Source organism: Caulobacter sp. GW821-FHT10A06 (genome assembly GCF_059415805.1).
The window spans coordinates 151,239-164,742 of sequence record NZ_JBWKNY010000006.1; the positions used below are offsets into that span (position 1 = coordinate 151,239).

15 protein-coding genes and 2 pseudogenes are annotated in these 13,504 nt (G+C 67.4%); 7 read left to right on the forward strand and 10 right to left on the reverse strand.

Annotation, left to right across the window (positions count from 1 at the left end; all coding sequences use genetic code 11):
- Window positions 1-459, forward strand: a complete 459-nt coding sequence (locus tag AC07NF_RS18835; RefSeq protein ID WP_494629766.1) for a hypothetical protein — start codon at window positions 1-3, stop codon at window positions 457-459.
- Here the strand turns inward: AC07NF_RS18835 and AC07NF_RS18840 are convergent.
- From AC07NF_RS18840 to AC07NF_RS18855, 4 genes are read right to left on the reverse strand one after another with little or no spacing between them, the layout of a single operon-like run.
- Window positions 443-862: an acyl-CoA thioesterase gene (locus AC07NF_RS18840; protein WP_494629767.1), complete on the reverse strand. Its 420-nt coding sequence runs from the start codon at window positions 860-862 to the stop codon at window positions 443-445. The genes AC07NF_RS18835 and AC07NF_RS18840 overlap by 17 nt on opposite strands.
- Window positions 859-1,200 (reverse strand): Grx4 family monothiol glutaredoxin, encoded by a 342-nt coding sequence (gene grxD / locus AC07NF_RS18845; protein ID WP_492816887.1) that lies wholly within the window; start codon window positions 1,198-1,200, stop codon window positions 859-861. Before grxD ends, AC07NF_RS18840 begins: the two co-directional genes overlap by 4 nt.
- Before the next feature lie 52 nt (window positions 1,201-1,252).
- Window positions 1,253-2,146, reverse strand: coding sequence for an aldo-keto reductase family protein (locus AC07NF_RS18850; protein ID WP_494629768.1), 894 nt, complete (start codon window positions 2,144-2,146; stop codon window positions 1,253-1,255).
- 9 nt (window positions 2,147-2,155) lie between these two features.
- Window positions 2,156-2,392, reverse strand: a complete 237-nt coding sequence (locus tag AC07NF_RS18855; protein ID WP_291877303.1) for a BolA/IbaG family iron-sulfur metabolism protein — start codon at window positions 2,390-2,392, stop codon at window positions 2,156-2,158.
- A 140-nt stretch (window positions 2,393-2,532) separates the two neighbouring features.
- Here AC07NF_RS18855 and AC07NF_RS18860 point away from each other — a divergent pair, with 140 nt between their 5' ends.
- Window positions 2,533-3,456 carry a M20/M25/M40 family metallo-hydrolase gene (locus tag AC07NF_RS18860; RefSeq protein ID WP_494629772.1) on the forward strand — a complete coding sequence of 308 codons (924 nt, stop codon included), beginning with the start codon at window positions 2,533-2,535 and terminating at the stop codon, window positions 3,454-3,456.
- A gap of 121 nt (window positions 3,457-3,577) precedes the next feature.
- Window positions 3,578-5,374 carry an ATP-binding protein gene (locus AC07NF_RS18865; RefSeq protein ID WP_494630669.1) on the forward strand — a complete coding sequence of 599 codons (1,797 nt, stop codon included), beginning with the start codon at window positions 3,578-3,580 and terminating at the stop codon, window positions 5,372-5,374.
- Here the strand turns inward: AC07NF_RS18865 and AC07NF_RS18870 are convergent.
- The 4 genes and pseudogenes from AC07NF_RS18870 to AC07NF_RS18885 form a co-directional block, all read right to left on the reverse strand.
- On the reverse strand, window positions 5,371-5,724 hold the full coding sequence (locus tag AC07NF_RS18870; RefSeq protein ID WP_494629775.1) for an ethanolamine utilization protein: 354 nt from the start codon (window positions 5,722-5,724) through the stop codon (window positions 5,371-5,373). The genes AC07NF_RS18865 and AC07NF_RS18870 overlap by 4 nt on opposite strands.
- A gap of 60 nt (window positions 5,725-5,784) precedes the next feature.
- Entirely contained in the window at window positions 5,785-6,132 is a 348-nt protein-coding gene (locus AC07NF_RS18875) for a hypothetical protein (protein ID WP_494629778.1), read from the reverse strand.
- A 17-nt stretch (window positions 6,133-6,149) separates the two neighbouring features.
- Window positions 6,150-8,357 (reverse strand): phosphoribosylformylglycinamidine synthase subunit PurL, encoded by a 2,208-nt coding sequence (gene purL / locus AC07NF_RS18880; protein ID WP_494629782.1) that lies wholly within the window; start codon window positions 8,355-8,357, stop codon window positions 6,150-6,152.
- Window positions 8,358-8,450: 93 nt separating this feature from the next.
- Window positions 8,451-8,654: pseudogene (locus tag AC07NF_RS18885) on the reverse strand (hypothetical protein); the annotation flags it as partial.
- A 200-nt stretch (window positions 8,655-8,854) separates the two neighbouring features.
- On the opposite strand from AC07NF_RS18885, the gene AC07NF_RS18890 reads away from it, so the two are divergent.
- The 3 genes and pseudogenes from AC07NF_RS18890 to AC07NF_RS18900 form a co-directional block, all read left to right on the forward strand.
- Complete coding sequence (locus AC07NF_RS18890) at window positions 8,855-9,451, forward strand: peptidylprolyl isomerase (RefSeq protein ID WP_494629785.1); 597 nt, start codon at window positions 8,855-8,857, stop codon at window positions 9,449-9,451.
- A gap of 88 nt (window positions 9,452-9,539) precedes the next feature.
- The gene (locus AC07NF_RS18895; protein WP_494629790.1) at window positions 9,540-9,710 is read left to right on the forward strand and encodes a hypothetical protein; all 171 of its coding nucleotides are present in this window, start codon (window positions 9,540-9,542) and stop codon (window positions 9,708-9,710) included.
- Window positions 9,711-9,790: 80 nt separating this feature from the next.
- A pseudogene (locus tag AC07NF_RS18900) lies at window positions 9,791-9,903 on the forward strand (hypothetical protein); the annotation flags it as partial.
- A 14-nt stretch (window positions 9,904-9,917) separates the two neighbouring features.
- Here the strand turns inward: AC07NF_RS18900 and AC07NF_RS18905 are convergent.
- The gene (locus AC07NF_RS18905; RefSeq protein WP_494629792.1) at window positions 9,918-11,861 is read right to left on the reverse strand and encodes a CocE/NonD family hydrolase; all 1,944 of its coding nucleotides are present in this window, start codon (window positions 11,859-11,861) and stop codon (window positions 9,918-9,920) included.
- 171 nt (window positions 11,862-12,032) lie between these two features.
- On the opposite strand from AC07NF_RS18905, the gene AC07NF_RS18910 reads away from it, so the two are divergent.
- Window positions 12,033-12,782 (forward strand): hypothetical protein, encoded by a 750-nt coding sequence (locus tag AC07NF_RS18910; RefSeq protein WP_494629794.1) that lies wholly within the window; start codon window positions 12,033-12,035, stop codon window positions 12,780-12,782.
- 4 nt (window positions 12,783-12,786) lie between these two features.
- Here the strand turns inward: AC07NF_RS18910 and purQ are convergent, their stop codons facing one another.
- Window positions 12,787-13,449 (reverse strand): phosphoribosylformylglycinamidine synthase subunit PurQ, encoded by a 663-nt coding sequence (gene purQ, locus AC07NF_RS18915; RefSeq protein WP_494629799.1) that lies wholly within the window; start codon window positions 13,447-13,449, stop codon window positions 12,787-12,789.
- Window positions 13,450-13,504: the final 55 nt, after the last annotated feature.

A 13,504-nucleotide genomic window follows, 5' to 3' on the forward strand; every position in this document is an offset into this window, starting at 1 on the left:
ATGAACTCCCCGAAGGCTGGCTATGTCGCCAGCGGTGGGCGATCTTCACCGCAGTTCGAGCTGTTCGTACAGGGGTCGATGAACTTCGTTCAGTCGCGCAGAGGTTTTGTGATCACTGGAGCGGCCCTGGCGCTGTCCGGTTGCGCGACCACGCCTGCCTTGCTGGCTCCAGAGGTCGGCGAGACCTTTCCCGAACTCGAGCCGTTGCTCGCCGCCAATGCCGCCGCCGATACCCTCACCATCCGCGTGACGTCGAAGGGCTGTACGGCTAAGGCCGACTTCGTCTTCCGCATCGATCGCAAGGCCGGCCACGCGGTGGTCGCCTTCGCCCGGCGACGGCTGGAGACGTGCAAGGGGCCGGCGGGCTGGGCCGAGCTGCGGTTCAGCTATGCGGAACTGGGCCTGACGCCCGGCGAGCGCGTCGCCATCGCCAATCCCGTGCTCAGCCCTTCGGCGTAAACCGCTCGACCATCCAGGGCAGCACCCGCGCAGGCCGTTTGGCGGCGATGTCGATCAAGACCCAGTCGGTGCGGCTCTGGGCGCACATCTCGCCATCGGGGCCGTCGATGCGGACGTAACGCTCGAAGCGCGGGCCCTTCAGCTCGCCGACCCAGGTGTAGCCGGTAGCGATCTCGCCGGGCAGCAGTTCGCGGCGGTAGTCGATCTCGTGGCGGCGCGCGATCCAGCTCCAGGGCGCGCGCTGCTCTTCGCTCGCCCAGGCTTCCCAGTGGGCGATGGCCAGGTCCTGGGCCCAGGCCAGGTAGACCACGTTGTTGACGTGGCCGTTGGCGTCGATGTCCGACGCCTTGGGCTCGAAGGCTAGGGAATAGGCGTCCGAGGGCGGAACGAAGAGCCGGCTCAAGCCGAGATCAGACCCTGCTCGACGAAGAGGGTCTTCAGCTCGCCCGACTGGAACATCTCGCGGACGATGTCGCTGCCGCCCAGGAATTCGCCCTTCACATAGAGCTGCGGGATGGTCGGCCAGTCGGTGAAGGTCTTGATGCCCTGGCGCAGGTCGTCGTCCTGCAGGACGTCGACGCCGATGAACTCGACGCCCAGGTGGTCGAGGATCTGCACGGCCACCGACGAGAAGCCGCAGCGCGGCTGATCCGGCACGCCCTTCATGAACAGCACCACCGGATGCTCGGCCACGGTCTTGGCGATGAAGTCGATGGCGGGGGAGGAAGCGACGTCGGTCATGGGAATAGTCCTGGAGCGTAAGCCTTTCAGCTAGGCGCCATAGGGCTCAGGGTCAAGTGCGACCCGCTGCCTTCTCGCGCTCCTGGGCCGAGAAGCGGGCCATTTCGATCTGGGCGCAGACGCCGGTGGGCAGGTCGCGCTCGACCACGGCGGCCAGGCGCTCGACCTCGGCGCGGCTGTCGGCGGTGACGCGCACCGTGGCCAGCGAGGGTTCGGTCAGGGCGTAGCCCAGGCAGATATCCTCGGCGTTCCAGCTGGGGGTGGTGTGCAGGAAATCATAACCGCCGAAGTCGGCCAGCGGATCGGTGCGACGACGCCACAGCGACGGCTTGGGCGTGGCGCTGACGCCAGCGTTCTCGCGCAGGGCTTGGGGCCAGAAGTCCTCGCCGATCACCGCGAAGTTGTGCTGCGACGCATGGCGGATGCGATGGCGCTCGGCCCAGCCGGACGACAGGTTGAACGGCGAGGAGATGGCCGTGACCAGGCCGCTCTTCAGCAGGCGCGGATCGATGTCGCCGCGGCTGGCGATCCCTAAGCCCCGCACCGCCCGGCTCTCATGCAGGAAACGCAGGCCGGCGTCGAAGGCCGAGGGCAGGGCGGGGGCCAGCGGGTCGTTGATCAGGACAAGGTCCAGATAGGACAGGCCCAAGCCTTCGAAGGCCGAGCCCAGCAGGCTGTCGACGGCCTGCTGACCCAGCATGGCGGCGTCGCCGCGCACCCGCCAGGTCAGGAACAGCAGGTGGCGCTCGACGGACGCGAAGGCCTCGCCCGCGCCCTTCAGCAGCTCGGGGGAGTCGCCCTCGACCTGGAAGCTGTTGACGCCGTTCTCCAGGGCCGTGAAGACCAGGGCCCGCCAGTCATTGGCCCGCAGGCGCGCGCTGTCGGCCAGGCGCAGGGTCAGCGCCGAGATCGCCATGCCAGACGCGCCGAACGGGCGGTAGCGCAAGGGCTGCTCCTATTCGGCCGGGGCGGCGGTTTCGAGGGCCAGAGCGTGCAGCGTCCCGCCCAGCACGTCGGCCAGCGCCTTGTTGACCAGCTGATGCTGGCGCACGCGCGGCAGGCCCTTGAAGGCGGGCGAAACGATGCGGGCCTTCCAGTGGTCGTTGTCGCCGGCCAGGTCGGTCAGCACGATCTCGGAATCGGGGAAGGCCTGCGTGAGGCGGGCCTCGAGTTCGGCATGGGACATAGGCACGGGGAAGGACTCCTGGAACGTCTATCTGGCCGCGATTCCCTAAGGATGGACGCACGCTGACAGCGTTTGTCATTCCCGGCCACGGCGATCTGTCGGAGATTTAATTGAATTCGTCGCGCCGCGCACGGCATGTAGGCGGAATGATCCGCCTTTCCCGCGCCCTGGCGCTGTGCGCCGCTGTTTTCACCGCCGCTCCGGCCTTCGCCGATCCGGGCGACAACGCTCTGGACGACGTCCGCATCCTGTCGGCCGACGACATGCAGGGCCGCCTGGTCGGCACGCCCGGCTCGGAGAAGGCGCGGGCCTACATCCTGTCGCGTTTCGCGCAGATCGGCCTCTCGCCGCTGGGCGACAAGTTCGAGCAGACCTTCGAGTTCGCCAAGCGCGACGGGACCAAGGTCACGGGCACGAACCTGGTGGCCCGCATCAAGGGGACGGAAGGCGGCAAGGCTCTGGTCGTTTCGGCCCATTACGACCACCTGGGCGTCCGTGACGGCCAGATCTACAACGGCGCCGACGACAACGCCTCGGGCGTGGCGGGCCTGCTGGCCGTGGCCGAGACCTTCAAGGCCAAGCCGCCCAAGCACGACGTGATCCTGGCGGTGGTCGACGCCGAAGAGGGCGGCCTGCGTGGCGCCAAGGCCTTCGCGGCCAACCCGCCGGTGCCTCTGTCGACGATCGCTCTGAACATCAATTTCGACATGCTGGCCAAGAACCCGAAGAACGAGCTCTACGCCGCCGGGACCGCGCCGTTCTCGTACCTGAAGCCGATCCTGGTCAAGCTGGCGACGACCGCGCCGGTGACCCTGAAGCTGGGCCACGACACCGACGAGGGCGGCAAGGAGAACAACTGGACCAACCAGTCCGACCACTACGCCTTTGGCGAGAAGGGCGTGCCGTGGGTCTATTTCGGGGTCGAGGACCATCCCGAATATCATAAGCCTACGGACGACTTCGCGACCGTGCCGCAGGACTTCTTCAAGCGCTCGGTGGCCACCGTGGTCCTGGCCAGCCAGGCGCTGGAGCGAGACCTGGACGACGTCGCCAAGGCGTCAGGTCGCTAAACCCCTAGTTTTATTGGATTTCACGGCGCGACGAATTGTCACCGCGGCTGGCGCAGCAGCCTCATCTCTCCTTAATGTGGCGGGGTCAAACCTGATTCAGCCAAGCTGAAGGAGCGCCGCGATCAAGCCGGCCGCCGTGAAAGACCGGATCTTCAAAACCGCGCCAACGGTGGGCCTCATCGTGGCCGCCGCGCTGATCGCCGACTATCTGATCAACGTGCTGGTCATGGACAATCCGCAGGCCTTCACGCCCTTCACGACCCTGATCATCGCCACCGTCGTCGCCACGCCGCTGGCCTACTGGCTGACCAGCCAGCGGATGAAGCTGGAACAGCTGCGTGACGACCTGTCGGCCAGCGTCGAAGCCCAGCAGCGCGCCATCGAGCAGTACCAAGAGGCCGATCGTCTCTACCGCCTGCTGGGCGACAACCTGACCGACCATGTGGCCCTGTGGTCGCCGAAGGGCGAGCGCATCTACAGCTCGCCCAGCATCGAACGCATCACCGGCTATACGCACGAGGAGTTCATGGCCCTGCCGCCGCAGGCCATGGTCAGCGACGCCGACTTCAAGCGCGTGCAGGGCCTGATCCGCGGCCTGATCCCCGGCGGCGCGCCGCTCCACGCCGACTATCAGTCCGCCCGCAAGGACGGGACCGAGATCTGGCTGGAAAGCGCCTATTCGCGCCTGGGCGACGGCTCCGACATCCTGCTGGTCACCTCGCGCGACATCACCGAGCGCAAGCGCCTGGAGATCGGCATCGCCAAGGCGCTGGAGTTGGCCGAGGCGGCCTCGGCGGCCAAGTCCGACTTCCTGGCCAACATGACCCACGAGCTGCGCACGCCGCTCACCGCCATCATCGGCTTCGCCGAGGTGCTGCGCCGCTCGCGCAACCTGAACAAGACCGCCGCCCGCCAGGTCGGCCACATCCTGGACGCCAGCAACACCCTGCTCAGCGTCGTCAACGACGTGCTGGACTTCTCGCGGCTGGAGGCCGGTGGGCTGGAGCTGGATCCGGGTCCGTTCGATCCGGCGGCCATGGCCTCGTCCTGCGCCGCCCTGGTCGAGGAGCGCGCCGTCGCCAAGGGGCTGAAGGTTCAGGTCCGCGCGGCCAGCAATGTCGCGCCGATGAACCTGGACGGTCCACGCCTGTCGCAGGTGCTGCTGAACTTCCTGTCCAACGCCGTGAAGTTCACCGCCCACGGCGCGATCACCGTGGCCCTGACCCAGACGATCGACGGCGAAGAGGCCGTGCTGCGCGGCGAGGTGATCGACACCGGCATCGGCATCGCGCCCGAGAACCGCGAGGCGATCTTCGACCGTTTCTCGCAGGCCGACGCGGCCGTCTCGCGCCGGTTTGGCGGCACGGGCCTGGGCCTGGCCATCTCGCGCCGGATCATCGAGCGCATGGACGGCCAGATCGGCGTCGACAGCGTCGAAGGGCAGGGCTCGACCTTCTGGTTCGAGGTGCGCGGCCCGCTGGCCGAACTGCCGGCGCCGGAGGCCGAAGAGGTCTCGCCGCTGGATCCCGACGCCGGCGTGCGTCTGCTGCTCGTCGAGGACAACGCCGTGAACCGCGAGCTGATCCGCACCATGCTGGAGCCGTTTGGCATCGGCGTGGAGACGGCCAATGACGGCGTCGCCGGCATCGAGGCCATGCGCCAGGGCCACTACGACCTCGTCCTGATGGACGTGCAGATGCCGGTGATGGACGGCCTGACCGCCACCCGCGAGATCCGCGCCATGGAAGGCGCCCGCGGCGCGGCCACCCCGATCGTGGCCATGACCGCCAATGTCCTGCCCGAACAGATCGCCACCTGCCTGGCGGCGGGGATGGATGATCACCTGGGCAAGCCGATCAACCCGACCAAGCTGCTGGAGACGGTGGCGCGGTGGTCGGGAAGGGTGCACGCGGCCTAGTCGCGCGCCGCTCGCCAATGCGGATAGGTGACATAGGCGGTCACCGCACCGTCTTCATGCGAGCGGATGATCACCGCCTCGTCCTTGGGCATGTAGATGATTTCGCCGGGACCGGCGGTGACGACGCCCGCCTCGGTCGAGACCGAGATGCGGCCTTCCAGGACGATCATCACGTCGTCGACGGCCAGCGTCTCGCTGAGGCTTTGGTGGGGCCCGTAGCGTCCGTAGCCAACGGTGATCGCCCCGCCATCGCGCTCGTCGACCAGATTGCCGGCGAACACGTCGGCGTCCTGGCCCGGCGAGCGCTCCATCGGCGCGTCGGCGATCGTGAAGCCGCGAACCTTCATCATCGTCTCCATCCCTTGCGTTGGGATAGAGACGCGGAGGCCGGAAGGTTCCGCGCTACCGCCCTAGTCGACGCAGATCGCGCCGGTGGACTTGCCGTTGACGACCTTGGCGTAGCAGCCGAACTGGCGGTTGGTTTTCTGGCAGGTCCCGGCGACGGCGCCCGTGGTCTCGATGTTGCCTTCCAGGATGCAGGCGCCCTCGCACTGAGCCTTGTCGGTGCAGACCTTGCCGGCGTCGGCATAGGGGATGACGCAGGTCGGGATCTGGGCCTTGCCGACGGGCTGGACGCTGCCGCCCTTGGCCGAGCACTGGGCGACCAGGTTGTCCGCCGACGGGGCGGCGGGCTGGGCGGTGGGCGCGCAAGCGCTCAGCAGGACAGCTGCGACGGCGGTCAGGGCGAGGATACGCATGGTGCTGGTGCTTTCTCTTACGCCTTGGGGGCGTTCATGTAGCCCGGCAGCCAGGCTTCGTGGGCCGAGCGCAGGGCGTCCAGCGAGACGCTAAACAGGTCCTTTGACGCGAACGTGTCACCGCCCGCGACGCCGGCCACATTGGCGTGGACGCCGGCTTCCTTGGCCGCTTCCAGCACCGCGTCCGGATCCGGGGTGGCGATCAGGTAGCGGGCCTGGTCCTCGCCCAGCAGGTAGGGGTGGGCGTGGGCGGCGCTGGTGGCGTTCAGGGTGACGCCGACCTTGCTGGCCAGGGCGATGTCGGCCGCGGCGATCAGCAGGCCGCCGTCCGAAAGATCGTGGACGCCGGCCAGCAGGCCCGACGAGATCAGCCCGCGCACGAAATCGCCGTTCTTACGCTCGACGGCCAGGTCGACCGGCGGCGGGGCGCCGTCCTCGCGGCCCAGAATCTCGCGCAGATAGATCGAGGCGCCCAGTTCGCCGTGCGTCTCGCCGATCAGCACCAGGGTATCGCCCTCGGTGACGCCGCCGAAGCCGGTGCGCAGGTCGTAGTCTTCCAACAGGCCCACGGCGCCGACGGTCGGGGTCGGCGGAATGGCGACGCCGTTGGTCTCGTTGTAGAGGCTGACGTTGCCCGACACGACCGGGAAGTCGAGCGCGCGGCAGGCCTCGGCCATGCCGTCGGTGGCGCGGACGATCTGGCCCATGGTCTCGGGTTTTTCGGGGCTGCCGAAGTTGAGGTTGTCGGTGATGGCGATCGGCAGGGCGCCGGCGGCCGTCAGGTTGCGCCAAGCCTCGGCCACGGCCTGCTTGCCGCCCTCATAGGGGTCGGCCTGGACGTAGCGCGGGGTGCAGTCGCTGGTCACGGCGATGGCCTTGCCCGAGCCGTGGATGCGCACGATGCCGGCGTCGCAGCCGGTGGCGCTGTCTTCCAGGGTGTCGGCCATGACGTGGCGGTCGTACTGCTCCCACAGCCAGCGCTTGGAGGCCATGTCGGGGCAGCCGACGATCTTCAGGACCGCTTCGTTCCAGTCGATCGGGGCGGGGATCTTGGCCGGGTCGAGGCGGGCGTCCAGCTTGGGCTGCACCCACGGACGGTCATACAGCGGCGCGTCGTCGAACAGCGGAGCCAGCGGCACGTCGCAGACCGTCTCGCCATGATGCTTCAGCACCAGGCGGCCGGTGTCGGTGGTGTAGCCGATGACGGCGGCGTCCAGGCCCCACTTCTCGAAGATGGCGTGGCCATCCTGCTCGCGGCCGGGCTTCAGGACCGCCAGCATGCGCTCCTGGCTTTCCGACAGCATCATTTCGTAGGCCGACATGCCGGTCTCGCGCTGCGGGACCATGTCCATGTTCAGCTCGATGCCGACGCCGCCCTTGCCGGCCATCTCGACCGACGACGAGGTCAGGCCCGCCGCGCCCATGTCCTGAATGGCGGCGACCGCGCCGGTGGCCATCAGTTCCAGCGTGGCCTCGATCAGCAGCTTCTCGGCGAAGGGGTCGCCGACTTGGACGGTCGGGCGCTTCTCTTCCGAGTCCGCGGTGAACTCGGTCGAGGACATGGTCGCGCCATGGATGCCGTCGCGGCCGGTCTTGGAGCCGAAATAGACGACCGCCAGGCCCGGGCCGGGGGCGGCCGAGTAGAAGATGCTGTCGGCCTTGGCCAGGCCCACGCACATGGCGTTGACCAGGATGTTACCGTTGTAGCCCTTGTGGAAATTGGTCTCGCCGGCGACCGTGGGCACGCCCACGCAGTTGCCGTAGCCGGCGATGCCGGCGACCACGCCGTCCACCAGGCGCTTGGTCTTGGGGTGCTCCGGATCGCCGAAGCGCAGGGCGTTCAGGAGAGCGATCGGCCGCGCGCCCATCGTGAAGACGTCGCGCATGATGCCGCCCACGCCCGTCGCCGCGCCCTGATAGGGCTCGATGTAGGACGGGTGGTTGTGGCTCTCCATCTTGAAGATGATCGCGTCGCCGTCGCCGATGTCGATGACGCCGGCGTTCTCGCCCGGACCGCAGATCACGCGCGGCCCGTCGATCGGGAACTTCTTCAGCTGGTTCTTCGAGGACTTGTACGAGCAGTGCTCGGACCACATCACCGAGAAGACGCCTAGCTCAACCACGTTGGGCTCTCGGCCCAATCGGGCCAGGACAACGTCATATTCGGCAGGTTTCAGGCCGAACTCGGCGGCCAATTCGGCCATGGGCTTTTGGGGCGTGCTCATGGGCGCGCCTTCTAACCCGGTCGCTCAGATTCCGCTACAGCCGCGTAGGCGCTACATCGCCTTGATGGCGGTCTCCAGGTGCTTCATCCCCAGCGCGATCCACTGGTCGATGACCGCGCCGCCCTTCTCGATGGAGCCCATGCGCAGCGAAACGCCGATCACGATGGCGCCGAACAGGGCCAGCACGACAATGATGGTGTTGAGCAGCGGATTGATGCTCGAGCGCTTGCGGCGCTTGGCCCACACGGGGACACCGCTCACATAGGTCTCGGGGAACCGAACTTCGGGGTCGGCCATGGTGGTGTTAACTCTTCGCGTCTGCGAAGGCTCCGCCGATGCCTTCGTGTTTTCCCTTGAAAGTAACGTTGCTCGACCCGAAACGAGGATTCCACCGATCTCGCCCAGGCGGTGCGGCTTAACCTTAATTCTCTTGCCTAAGGCGAAGCTTTCTCCCGCGAACGGCGCCATGGTGGGCGGATCGTTCCGGGAGACACCGTATGCGCCGTCGCACCCTGCTCGCAGTCTTAGCCGCTGTTCCGATGATGGGCGCCAGCCGCGACCGCGAGGTGCGGGTGCGCATGGTCACCGAGCAGGGGACGATCGTCCTGGCGCTCTATCCCGACCACACCCCGATCACCGTGGCCAACTTCCTGGCCTATGCTGACAAGAGGCTGATGAAGGGCGGGAGCTTCTACCGGACCGTCTCACCCAAGAACGACAACAACCCGGCCACCATCAGCGTGATCCAGGGCGGGCTGGGTGACGCGGGCGAGCGCCTGGCGCCGATCCCGCTGGAGCCGACCAAGCGCACCGGCATCCGCCATACGGACGGGGTGATCTCGATGGCCCGCGACACGCCGGGCTCGGCGACCTCGGAGTTCTTCATCTGCCTGGGCGACAACCCGTCGCTGGACTATGGCGGCGCGCGCAACAAGGACGGCCAGGGCTTCGCCGCCTTCGGCAAGGTGGTCGAGGGCATGGACGTGGTCCGCGCCATCCACGAAGCGGCGACGGAAACACGGGCCGACGATCCCTACATGAAGGGCCAAATGATCGGGAAACCCGTGAAGATTCTTGAGCTTAGCCGGAATTAAGGCGACTCCGCCGTAGGAACATCGCGAGTCGGGACCCGTTCTGTCCTCGTGCGCCGAGAGCGTGCGGAGTGAAACAGGAGTAAGCCCGATGGCTGACAACAATCGCAACCCGCAGCAGCAGCAAAACGACCAGCAGCGTCGAGCGCCGGACCAGCAGCAGCAGCAGGGCCAGCCCAGGCAGAACCCGAACGAGCAGGGCCGCAATCCCGGCGGCCAAGCCAACCAGCAGGACGAGAACGTCAGGCGCGGCGACCGCTGACCTGACTGAGTTACCTCTCCGTAGATGGGAAGGGCCGGCGGATGGTCACCGCCGGCCCTTTTCGTGTTGTGTGGAGATCCTCCCCCCAGCGGGGGAGGCGGCCGAAGGCCGGAGGGGGAAGTGCTTGCTGAGCCGGCCTCTTCCCCCTCCGTCGTCGCTGCGCGCCGACACCTCCCCCGCTAGGGGGAGGATCTTGCTGGCTCCCGCCTACTTCGCGTCCACCACCGGCAGCTCGATGAAGCTGGCCTCAGGCCCCGCGTGGAACACCCGCTGCGTCGCTTTCACATAGTCGGCCGGCTTGGCGAAGAAGATGTTCGGCACGAAGGTCTGCGGGTTGCGGTCATACAGCGGGAACCAGCTGGACTGGACCTGCACCATCACCCGGTGGCCCGGCTGGAAGGTGTAGTTCGCGGTCGGCAGGATGAACTGGTACTTCAGCGGCTTGTTCGGCGTCAGGGCCTTGGGCTCGCTGAAGCTCTCGCGATAACGACCGCGGAAGATGGTCATGCCCACCGGCAGCTCATAGCCGCCCAGTTCGGGCTGGCTGGGGACTTCGTCGGGATAGACGTCGATCAGCTTGACGACCCAGTCGCTGTCGCTGCCGCTGGTCGAGGCGGTCAGATTGACCTTGGGCACGCCGGCGATCTTCATCGGCTCGGTCAGCGGTTCGCTGACATAGGTCAGGACGTCCGGGCGGCCGTCGACGCTGCGCTGGTCGGTGACCAGCCACGGCGTCCAGCGGCTGCGGTCGGCGAACTGCATCGGGCGCGGGATGTAGGGCACGGGCTTGGCCGGGTCGGAGACATACTCGTCATAGGCCGCCGCGCCCTTGGCCGCCGCCGGGGCTTGGAAGCCCAGGCCGCCATTGGCGCTCAGATAGAGGTTCTTGGTCGCCTTGCCCGCGCCGGCGCCTTGGGCGCCGCCTTGGGGCCAGCTGGCATAGCGGTTCCACTTGTTCTGGCCGGGGTCATAGATCAGCACCGGCGGGGTGTCGGCCTTGGGGCCGTCCTTCAGGTACTGGTCGAAGAAGGGCTTCATCACGTCGCGGCGGAACTGCAGGGCGGTGTCGCCGTCCCACTTGAACGGGCCCAGGTTGTAGCCGTCGTAATTGACCTGGCTGTGCCGCCAGGGACCCAGCACCAGGTAGTTCTTGTCGTTGTTCGTGTCCTTGGACTCCAGCGCCGGATACGAGTGCACCGCGCCCCAGATGTCTTCCTGGTCCCACAGGCCCTGGATCCACATGGTCGGCACCTTGAGCGGCGTCTTCTCCATGGTCTTGTCGAGGGCCTGCTCGCTCCAGAAGCTGTCATAGGCCGTGTGGGCGAACAGCTTCTGGGCCCAGGGCAGCTTGTCCAGGCCGTGGTTCTTGGCGTAGTCGCCGGCCGAACCTTCGCGCAGGAAGTTGGCGTAGTCGTCATAGCCTTGGCGCTGGACGCTCTCGCCCGCGCCGCGCACGCTGGTCTGACCGGCGAAGTAGTCGAAGTTGTTCTGGCGGAAGGCTCCGTGCTGGAACCAGTCGTCGCCCATCCAGCCGTCGACCATCGGGCTCATCGGCGCGGCGACCTTCAGGGCGGGGTGCGGATTGACCAGCGCCATCACGACCGTGAAGCCCTCGTACGAGCTACCCAGCATGCCGACCTTGCCGTTGGTCTCGGGCACGTTCTTCACCAGCCAGTCGATGGTGTCGTAGGCGTCGGTGGAATGGTCGACTTCCGAGCTGTTCAGAGGGCCCTTCAGCGGCCGCGTCATCACGTACTCGCCCTCCGAGCCGTACTTGCCGCGGATGTCCTGGAAGACGCGAATATAGCCGCCGTCGGCCACGAACGGCTCGTCGCCCTGCGGCATGGCCGAGACCATGCGCGGGCTGTCGGCGCGGGCGGCGCGCTTGGCGGCGTTGTAGGGCGTGCGGGTCAGCATGATGGGCAGGTTCTTGCCGCCCTTGGGGACCACAATGACGGTGTACAGCTTGGTCCCGTCGCGCATCGGGATCATCACGACGCGCTTTTCGTAGTCGTAATTGATCTTGGTCTGGACGTACTTGCCGTCGATGTCCGGCGTCATCGACGTGACCTGCGCGTGGGCGACGGTCGAAACGACGGACAGGGCTGCGGCGGCCAGCAGGCCAGCGCGCAGGGTAGAAGCGAGATTCATGGATTGGCCCTCCTGAAGTGGAGGCACCTTAGGCCCGAGATTTTCCAGCTGCTACACTATAACAGCAGTCATCAGCCCACTTTTTGATCCGCGGGCGGAGAGGAGGCAGCGACCGGGCGCTTGAGCGCTGGCAGGCGGCATGATCTATCGGGACAACGATCGGAGGTTGTCTTGCGTCTGCTGCTCGTCCTCGTCCTGCTGGGCGCCGTGTCCGGTTGCCAGCGTGACCCCGCGCCCCAGGCGAAAGCCGCTCAACCCCGCCCGGCGCCGGCGATGTCGCCCTTCGTCGGCGAGGTTTTCCTGGCCGACTATGCGGACGCGCTGTGCCATCGAACGGCCGAGGATTGGGCCCGGCGCGCGTCGGCAAGCCCGGAGCCCACGCGGCGCGCGCTGGAGCCGACGGTCCTGACCTCCACGCAAGGCAGGGCGCGGCGCGACGGCAACCTGCTGACTGTCTCCGGCGCGCGGTTCGCCGACAACGCCGAAGAGGGCGACGCCTCGGTCACCTACGCCTATGCGGGCCGTCTGCCGAACGCACGGTTCGACGTCGTGCATGGCACGCATTGGGAGTGGATGACCTGGTACGTGGTCGACCCCAAGGGCGCGCAGGTTGGTCTGGGCGGTCCGCCCGTGGCCTCGCCGGATGGGCGGTCGTTCGCGGCCTCGGGCGACGACGTCGAGGGCGAGAGCCTGAACGGCGTGGAGATCGCGACCTATGCGGACGGCGCGTTCAACCATGTCGAGGTCCAAGCCTTCGCCGCATGCGACCCGCGCTGGATCGACAACGACACGCTGGAAGTGAAGATCCTGTCGGAGGCCGCGCGCGGTGTCGCCGGGACACCCGCGACCAAGCCCTCCGACTGGAAGGCCGTGCGTATCGTACGGGACGGGAAGGGCTGGAAGCTGGTCCAGCCCGCCTAGAGCGTCAGGCGCTCTGGAAGATGCTGCGGAACAGCACCGCGCCGTCTTCCGAGCCGAGATCGGCGTCGAAGGCGCGGTCAGGGTGGGGCATCAGGCCCAGGACGTTGCCGCCCTTGTTGACGATGCCGGCGATGGCGCGGGCCGAGCCGTTGGGGTTTTCCTGATAGCGGAACACCACCTGGCCTTCGCCTTCGATCCGGTCGAGGGTGTCCTCGTCGGCGAAGTAGTTGCCCTCGCCGTTGCCGACGGTCATGACCGCCTGGCGCTGCTCGCCATAACCGGCGGTGAAGCGGGTCTGGCCGTTGACGATGTCCAGGCCGACGGGCTTGCAGACGTACTTGAGGCCGGCGTTGCGCAGCAGGGCGCCGGGCAGCAGGCCGACCTCGGTCAGGACCTGGAAGCCGTTGCAGATGCCGACGACGGCGACGCCCTTTTCGGCGGCCGAGACGACTTCCTTCATGACCGGGCTCTGGGCCGCCATGGCGCCGCAGCGCAGGTAGTCGCCGTACGAGAAGCCGCCGGGCAGGACGATCAGGTCCAGGTCGTCCGGCAGCGCCGTCTCCTGGTGCCAGACCATTTCGACACGGGCTCCAGCGGAGCGCTCGATGGCGACCTTGCAGTCACGATCGCAGTTCGAACCGGGGAATACGACGACGGCGGCTTTCATGGCGCGGGCCTGTAGCACCGTTCGAACGGGATGTCAGTCCCGGCGCGGACGGAAA